The organism is Microcoleus sp. BR0-C5 (assembly GCF_036705045.1).
GTDB lineage: Bacteria > Cyanobacteriota > Cyanobacteriia > Cyanobacteriales > Microcoleaceae > Microcoleus.
Genome location: NZ_JAUBTR010000069.1, coordinates 26,167 through 35,614 on the forward strand (window position 1 = coordinate 26,167; position 9,448 = coordinate 35,614).

The following is a 9,448-nucleotide window of genomic DNA, read 5'->3' on the forward strand; positions in this document are numbered from 1 at the left end:
TTATGAAAGATTACTCTTACCAAATTGGGGGCAGTCTCACAACTGATGCGCCTACCTATGTCCAACGACAAGCAGATATCGAACTTTATCAAGCCTTAAAACGAGGCGAGTTTTGCTACATTCTCAATTCGCGGCAAATGGGCAAATCTTCCCTTCTCGTTCGCACCTTCCATCGATTGCAAGCAGAAGGATTTCAATGCAGCACGATCGACATGACCCGCATCGGTAGCGAAAACATTACTCCCTTACAATGGTATAAAGGAATCGTTGGGGATTTGTGGCGCAGTTTCCATCTTGTAGGCAAAGTTAATTTAAAAACCTGGTGGCAAGAACAAGAAGAAGTTTCTCTCCTGCAAAGATTGAGTCAATTTATTGAACAAATTTTATTAGTCAAATTTCCCAATGAGCGAATTTTTATATTTGTCGATGAGATTGATAGTATTTTAGGCTTAGATTTTCCCGTCGATGACTTTTTCGCCTTGATTCGTTATTGTTACAACCAACGAGCCCTCAATCCAGAATACAACCGGATTACCTTCGTAATTTTCGGAGTAGCTACACCCAGCGATTTAATCGCCGATAAAAATCGGACACCTTTTAATATCGGAAAATCGATCGATTTGTCAGGATTTAGCTTAGAAGAAGCTCAACCATTAGCGAAAGGGTTAGAAAAGGTCATACCCAATCCGCAGGCAGTTCTCAAAGAAATCTTAGATTGGACTGGAGGACAACCATTTTTAACTCAAAAAATATGTGAATTAGTAGTAAAAATGGCAGGAAAAGCCCACAGCGGTGATTTAAAAATCCCACCGGTAACAGAGGGATTTTTTGTGGAATCGGTGGTGACAGAAAACATCATCAATAAATGGGAATCGCAAGATGAGCCAGAGCATTTAAAGACAATTCGCGATCGCATTCTTGGCAACGAAAAACTAACTGCACGTAGCTTAGGTATCTATCAAAACCTCTTACAATCGGGTGAAATTGAAGCGGATGATAGTCGAGAGCAGATCGAACTGCTGCTATCAGGTTTGGTAGTAAAGCAACAAGGTTTTTTAAAGGTCAGTAACCGGATTTATCAAGCAGTGTTTCACCTACAATGGGTAGAAAAACAGTTAGAGCAACTGCGTCCTTACTCCCAAGCTTTCAACGCTTGGATCGCTTCCAAACAAACCGATGAATCGCGATTGTTGCGGGGACAATCGTTAAAAGACGCTTCCTACTGGGCCCAGGGAAAAAGTTTGAGCGATTTGGATTATCACTTTTTAGCCGCTTCTAGTGAATTAGACAGGCTGGAAGTGCAGCAAGCGCTGGAAGCAGCGAGGCTCAGAGAAGTTGAAGCCAGACTCACAGAAGAACGCAAACGCTTAGTTTTAGAGCGAGAGACAGCAAAGCGGCAGCGAAGATTTCTTGGGGCGCTCAGCGGAGCGCTAATAGTTGCGATCGCCTTTGGCATTCTCGCCCTCTGGCAATATCATTACGCCATCACCAGTGAACAGCAAGCCCGCATCAGCGAAGTTCAAGCCCTCACCTCCTCATCCGCAGGGCAATTCGCATCCCAACAGCGATTAGATGCCCTCGTGAGTGCCATTAAAGCCAGACGCAGGATCGACAGCCTAGCTAATTCCAGCCCCCAGTTGCCATCTCAAGTTCAACAAGTGCTGCAACAAGCCATCTATGGAACGGCAGAATTCAATCGGCTGTTGGGGCATTCCAGCCCGGTTCTGGCAGTTGATGTCAGCCCAGACGGTCAATTCATCGCCACCGGAGGCGGCGACCAAACAGCCAAGCTGTGGCAACGGGATGGCACTTTGCTGCATACTCTCGAACACACGATCAGCAGCGTCTACGCCCTTCGTTTTACTCCCAACAGCCAACGCCTGGTAACATCCAGCGTGGACGGCAACATTTATCTGTGGAGTCGGGAAGGCAAACTGCTCAAAACCTTTCAGGGACACAAGGCTGCGATCTGGGCGATCGCCGTGAGCCCAGACGGTCAGCGCATCGCCTCCGCCAGTGAAGACAGCACCATTCGCCTGTGGAGCGTTGATGGCAAACTGCTCAAGACTCTGACAGGACATCAAGGTTCGGTTTGGGGTGTTGCCTTTAGCCCGGATGGAAACCTGCTAGCCTCTAGCAGCACAGATAATACGGTCAAGGTCTGGACTCTCGACGGCGAACTGGTGAGAACCCTAGAAGGTCACAGCGCAAGCGTTTGGGACGTTGAGTTCGCTTTACTTGCAGACAATAGCGGTGCAAAACGTCCCGCCATTATCTCTGCCAGCGCTGACAACACTGTCAAACTCTGGCAACCAGACGGAACCCTGCTGCGAACTCTTAGCGGTCACAGTGCGGAAGTGTTTGAAGTCGCCGTCAGCACAGCAGGCGATGTGATTGCTTCCACCAGCGCCGACCAAACTATCAACCTCTGGAAGCCGGACGGGACACTTTTGAAAGTCCTCAAAGGGCATCAATCGGGAATTCGCGGGCTTGCTTTTATTCCCAACAGTCAAATAGTTGTCTCTGCTAGCGACGACAATACAGCTCGACTCTGGAATCCGACAAACCCCTTCTCGAAAGTCCTTTACGGACATGGCGGCACGATTTGGGATGTGGATTTCAGCCCGGACGGTCAAATGCTAGCCTCCGCCGGTTCGGATGGCAGCTTCAAACTGTGGGCGCGAGACGGCACGTTGCTGAAGTCTTTTGCCGGAAACGAGACTGCCGTTCGCTCCGTTGCTTTCCTCTCAGGTACCAATCCTGCGATCGCACCTTTCCTTGCTACCGCTAATGAAGATAAAACAATTAAATTCTGGCAGTTCGACGGGACGTTACTGAAAACCGTAACAGGTCATGAAGCTGGAGTTTGGGATATCTCCCCAAGTCCAGATGGTCGGCTACTGGCTTCTGCTAGCAACGATAAAACCGTCAAACTGTGGAACAAGGACGGCACTTTACTGAAAACTTTCAAAGGGCATCGGGCCAGGGTTTACGATGTGGACTTTACCCCTGACGGACAGAGGCTGCTTTCAGCCAGTAGCGACAGCACTGCTCGGTTGTGGAGTCTTGACGGTAAGTTTTCCAAGACCCTAAAGGGTCATCGCAGCCCTGTTTGGGAAGTTGCCATCAGTCCAGACGGTGGCACTTTGGCAACTGCCAGCAGGGATGACACGATTAAACTCTGGACGATCGATGGCGCATTACTCAAAACCCTCCAGGGAAATACTAGAGGCATGATGGCAGTTGATTTCAGTCCTAACGGTCAAATGCTGGTGGGGGGAGGCTCAACTGGCGCACTCAAACTTTGGAAAACCGACGGGACAGAAATAACGACGCTAACCGGACATGAAGGGAACGTTTGGGGAGCGGCGTTTAGTCCCGATGGCAAACTCATTGCCTCCGCCGGGGACGATCGCACGGTGATTTTATGGGATCTAGAGCGCATTCTCAAACTCGATGAACTGGGTTATGCGTGCGATCGCGTGGGGGATTATCTGCGAACAAATGCCGAGGTGAAGGAGGAGGACAGACATTTGTGCGATCGTATTAAAACGGAATAATATCAAGTCCGCTTTATTAGGAAAAAGAGATTAATATGTGTGGCTATAGCATCAGAAGATTAGAGGACATTTATCATACTTGGCTACTTTTTATTGGAAAATGCTATAATACTAAATCCGGCTTAAATACTCCTTTTATCTCACTCTGGAGACTCAGACTTCGTTTTTGTAGGGGCAATCCCCCCGTGGTTGCCCTGGTTTTAACCGCCGAAGGATACGCAGAATGAGCGAGGGTATAGACAAACCGGATTTAGTATAATAATTACAGAGTAATGAAATCGTTAGCAGTGAGAATACCGGGGGTAATATTGTTAAGCTTCGCCAACAATTGATTGGTGTCCGTCACAGTAATCAAAGTTTGATTGTTGCTGGAAGTAATACTGAGTTGATTAAAACTCAAACCAGGATTCAACCCAATTAAATCCTCTCCCTTGCGGAAATCATTAATGATGTCGCTACCCAAACTTTGATTTAGGAAAAACACATCATTTCCCGAACCTCCCGTCAATGTATCGTCCCCAACATCCCCGGAAATGAAATCGGAACCAGCACCACCGCTGAGAATATCATTACCTTTACCGCCGTACAGGCTATCGTTACCGATGTCGCCACAAAGCACATCGTTTTCATTGCCACCCAACAGCAAGTCGTTGCCCTCACCGCCATCGAGACTGTCGTTTTCTTTGCCTCCGTACAGGGTATCGTTAGCGATGTCGCCAAAAATCAGGTCTGCACCTTCATTGCCAAAGGCAATATCGTTGCCGTTTCCGGCATTAATTGTGTCATTTCCTAAGTTGCCTAAAATGTAGTCGTCGCCATCTTCACCGAGCAAGATATCGTCATCTTTACCGCCGAAAATGCTGTCGTTACCAACGCCGCCGGCAACTGTATCATTGCCGATATCTCCCCTCAAAAAGTCCTCGTCATCTCCCCCAACAACAGTATCAGGATCTTTGCCAGCGTAGATGGTATCGTTGCCAGCGCCGCCAGAGATGAAATCGCTGCCTTCATTGCCGAAGATTGAGTCGTTATCTGCACCGCCGTCAATGTTGTCATTGCCGCCCATGCCGTAGAGTGTATCGTTGCCGGTAAGTCCGTTAATTGAATCGTTGATGACACCGCCCATGATGAAGTCGGTAGTGTCGCCACCGTTGATAGTTTGTTGGACGGGGTTGGGGGTGATGGTGGCAGAGTCTAGTTGCGGGGCGTTGAGGCTATCGAGTAGGCAATCATCTACGGCCGGAGTTGGTGTGGGCGTGGGAGTTGGTTCCGGTGTGGGCGTGGGAGTTGGTTCCGGTGTGGGCGTGGGAGTTGGTTCCGGTGTGGGAGTCGGAGTCGGTTCCGGTGTGGGAGTCGGAGTCGGTTCCGGTGTGGGAGTCGGAGTCGGTTCCGGTGTGGGAGTCGGTGTGGGAGTCGGTGTGGGAGTCGGTGTGGGAGTCTCAGTTGGAGTTGGAGTCGGAGTTGGAGTCGGAGTTGGAGTCGGCGTGACTGTAGGGTTAAATTCATAAGCGCCAATATCAACGATCGCACTTCCGTTATTATCACCATCTTGAGGGCGACTCACACCGCGCTGATCTGCTGCCGGCGCGCCCGCACCAGTACCCGTATCAATTGCCGGACTTCCGGTTAGCAGCGGCAGCACGAAAGCGCCGTTAATATTTTGTAAAGGGCCGAGTAAGGGATCTGCGATCGTCACATTTGCCGTCGCATTATTGTCATTAGGATCTGTCGTCGTCAGTTTAGCAGGAAATTGTAGATTATTTCCGCCGTCGATAAATGCTCGTGAGGTTTGCTGCTTAACGTTAAAAGGATTACCGGCCGTATTGCTATCAAAAATCGAATTTTTGAGAGTAATTGGCTGATTTCCAAAAGTCGTAATACCTCCCCCATACCCACCAGCGGTATTCTTAGCAAAAGTCGAATTGACGATGTTAGTCGAAAATGAATCTCTGTTGCCGACAAGTATTCCTCCGCCCTGTTTATCCGCCCTGTTGCCGGAAAATGTACTATTTACAATGCTGACATTGCCGTTTTCTCCAACCCACAATCCGCCGCCGTTATCATCGGCTGTGTTGTTGGCAAAGGTGCAGTTTGTCACTGTCAATTCGGCATTCCCATGACGTATTGCGCCGCCTGAACCTCCTTGACCTGCGGCATTTTTTACAGCCTTGTTGTTAATAAAAGTGCTATTTTCTAAGATCACTTTATCTTGGTTATAACCAAATAGAAAGGCTGCACCACCTTCTTTTGTCCCAGTATTGCCGTCGAAAGTGCTGCCACGGATGATGATATTTCCGGGAATAGGGCCCGGAGTTGCATTGGGGCCTGAAGCGTTAGCACCATCGACGAAAACTGCCCCGCCAACGTCTTTATTTGTGCGGTTGCCGATGAATTTAGAGTTTTCAATTGTCAGACTGCCCAACAAGTTATTCACAGCCCCGCCTATGCTACCTATGTTGTTGGTAAATTCGCTATCTTTGATAGTCAGAACACCGCCGCTTTTAGTGGCGATCGCCCCGCCACCGCGTTCGGTATTATCCGCTAGCGAACCGTCATTGCCGCTAAACTTGCTGTTAATTACAGTCGTCGTGCTGCGGAAACCCGTGTAAATGCCGCCACCAAAACCAGCAACATTATTATTGACTTGGCAATTTTCTAAAGTTAAAGTGCTGCTACCTCCAGTTTTAATGCCACCTCCGCTGCTAGTTGTCTCATTATTCGGATCGGTTCCAGAAACTTTGCCGTTGGCAACAATCAGGTTTTTTAGAGTAACATTTGTTAAACCTTCTGTGAGGATTACCCGCGAAGCATTGTTGCCACTGATGGTTAAATTGGCTGCACCAACTGCATCAATTGTCAAGTTTTTGTTGATGACAAGTTGACCGTTCGAGAGAGTAATTGTTTGACTGGCAAGACTGGAGGCAAATTGAATGGTGTCGCCGGTCGCTGCGGAGGCGATCGCATCTCTCAAGGAACCCGGCCCGCTATCATTATTGTTGGTAACGGTAATAGTCTTTAAAGTCCCTTGATAATCCGCCATTGCCTCTGGAGTCAAGGCTAGCGGTGCTTCAATATCACCCTTGGCAAACTCCAAATTCCAGTTACCACCGCGGCCAGTGCGATCGCTAGATGCTGCAATATCAGCCCCGGTTAACTCGCCCAGGCGATCGACAAAATCGCTTCCCGAACCCGCCGCAACATCGCAACCATAAAGCACAATATCTGCTTGGTCGCTTAGCGCATTTCGCCACCCTTGCAACTGGCTTTCATATTGTGATAAATTATCCGAATTCAGGGTTGCAGAACCTAGCTGCAAGCTGCCCGAATTGCCGTGAGAAAAAACGTGAACTTGGTCTACAGTTTCCCCCGCAGCAGAAATTGTTTGCAGTTTCGCAGTAATTTGCTCGACTCCGTTACCATTTTTATCTAAAATGATGATCTCTGCACCGGGAAGCACGCCACCCGCAAGAGTTTGATAGTCATCTAAGTCGGGATCAATGAAGACAAGAGATTTAGAACCAGCATTGAGGAGAACAGATTGTGAATCCATGTTAGTGGCAAAAGTTGAACTCATTTCGCATACCCATGAGAATGTTTACTATTTGCTGGTAGATTCACCTTGAAAGCAGAAGGCTAGAGATGCAGAAGGCAGTAGGCAGGATTAAAACCTCGGTGATAGATAGGGGAGATTAAAATTTAGGCAAAAACTTGAATTTTATCCCTAAGTGAAATCCGAGACTTGTCTCCCTAATCAGCTTAAGCTGTGTGAAAATTGAGATTTTTGTAGCAATTAAATGCAGCAGAGGATGTAATGTAAATAGTCCAGCACTTGGAACCTCTCTATGTAGATTTGCCAGGCACACCCTTAGCCAGATAAGTAGTGGAGCCAACCATTGGGAAGCCTTGGTCAGGTAAAATCCTGAAAAGTTTTTTTGGGGTTCCGAATTCCTGAGAATATCTCTAGCTATTACCTGATACATTCACATTAGATCAAACCAGGAAACTCGCCTAAAAAATTGATTAATTTAAGTTTTTTCCTACCTGGAAAAAAGTTCCCAAAAATCGGAAATTTAGTGGTTGAGAAAGCTGGATTTATTCGGGCGCTACTTATGGCTACCCAGCTCAGGATTGCAATAGACGGATGTGCCTCATTCTAGGTGTGGGCGATCGGCAATAAACAAGATTTATTACCCATCGCTGGCTGTTGAAAAGAATCAGATCGATCGCTCCTCTGCGTTGGCGTAGCCCCCGTAGGGGGGCAGGGCGGTTTCATTCTCTTGTAGGGGCAGTTCCCCGTGGCTGCCCCAATCTCTGAAACACGAGCAAATCGTGGATGGGGGTTTCAGGCCAAAAGGGCCGGCACTCTTGGCACGGCCCCTACCGAGAATGAAACAGCCCTGCGTAGGGGGGGCGGGGCTAACGTCATCCACCAAATTTCAGGAGTTTGAGAGCTTTCTTCACCACTTCTAAGCGGGCTGGCTGCTTATAGCGCACCCTACCCCCGGCAGTTAGATTGTTACCTGAGTGAAATCGCTAGCGGTGAGGATACCGGGCGTAATATTGTTAAGCTTCGCCAACAATTGATTGGTGTCCGTCACACTAATCAAAGTTTGATTGTTGCTGGAAGTAATACTGAGTTGATTAAAACTCAAACCAGGATTCAACCCAATTAAATCCTCTCCCTTGCGGAAATCATTAATGATGTCGCTACCCAAACTTTGATTTAGGAAAAACACATCATTTCCCGAACCTCCCGTCAATGTATCGTCCCCAACATCCCCGGAAATGAAATCGGAACCAGCACCGCCGCTGAGGATATCATTACCCTTACCGCCGTAAAGCGTATCGTTATCGGTGTCACCGAAGAGCACATCGTTTTCATTGCCGCCGAACAGCAAGTCGTTGCCCTCACCGCCATCGAGACTGTCGTTTTCTTTGCCGCCGTAAAGCGTGTCATTTCCCAATAAGCCAAAAATTAGGTCTGCACCTTCATTGCCAAAGGCAATATCGTTGCCGTTTCCAGCATTAATTGTGTCATTTCCTAAGTTGCCTAAAATGTAGTCGTCGCCCTCTTCACCGAGTAAGATATCGTCATCTTTGCCGCCAAAAAGTGTGTCGTTGCCACCGCCGCCGGCAACTGTATCATTGCCGAGATCTCCCCTTAAAAAGTCGTCGCCCTCACCACCAACAACAGTGTCATTATCTTTGCCAGCGTAGATGGTATCGTTGCCAGCGTCGCCAGAGATGAAATCGCTGCCTTTATTGCCGAAGATTGAGTCGTTATCTGCACCGCCGTCAATGTTGTCATTGCCGCCCATACCGTAAAGAATATCGTTGCCGACAAGTCCGTTAATCGACTCGTTGATGTCGCCGCCCATGATGAAATCGGTACCTTCGCCGCCGTTGAGAGTTTGTTCGACGGGGTTGGGGGTGATGGTGGCAGAGTCGAGTTGCGGGGCGTTGAGGTCATCGAGCAGGGAACCATCCGAAGCCGGAGTCGGAGTCGGCGCGGGCGTGGGAGTCGGTGCCGGAGTCGGTGCCGGAGTCGGAGTCGGCGCGGGCGTGGGAGTCGGTGCCGGAGTCGGTGTCGGAGTCGGAGTCGGCGCGGGCGTGGGAGTCGGCGCCGGAGTCGGTGTCGGAGTGGGAGTTGGTGTGGGAGTGGGAGTTGGCGCCGGAGTCGGTGTCGGTGTCGGAGTGGGCGCCGGCGTCGGTGTCGGTGTCTCAGTGGGAGTGGGCGCCGGCGTCGGTGTCGGTGTCTCAGTGGGAGTTGGCGCCGGAGTCGGTGTGGGAGTAGGAGTCGGCGCGGGCGTCGGAGTTGGCGCCGGAGTCGGTGTGGGAGTAGGAGTCGGCGCGGGCGTCGGAGTTGGCGCCGGAGTCGGTGTGGGAGT

General features: G+C 49.4%; 3 protein-coding genes. 1 reads left to right on the plus strand and 2 read right to left on the minus strand.

All coding sequences use genetic code 11. The features are described 5' to 3' along the window. Window positions 1-2: 2 nt before the first annotated feature. A complete protein-coding gene (locus QUB08_RS25310) occupies window positions 3-3,560 on the plus strand; it encodes an AAA-like domain-containing protein (RefSeq protein WP_333228173.1) in 3,558 nt (1,185 codons plus the stop codon). A gap of 262 nt (window positions 3,561-3,822) precedes the next feature. Here QUB08_RS25310 and QUB08_RS25315 read toward each other — a convergent pair whose 3' ends face one another. Further along, on the minus strand, window positions 3,823-7,134 hold the full coding sequence (locus tag QUB08_RS25315) for a DUF4347 domain-containing protein (RefSeq protein ID WP_333228175.1): 3,312 nt from the start codon (window positions 7,132-7,134) through the stop codon (window positions 3,823-3,825). A gap of 934 nt (window positions 7,135-8,068) precedes the next feature. Continuing rightward, on the minus strand, window positions 8,069-9,448 hold a 1,380-nt coding region (locus tag QUB08_RS25320), incomplete at its 5' end, for a calcium-binding protein (RefSeq protein ID WP_333228177.1).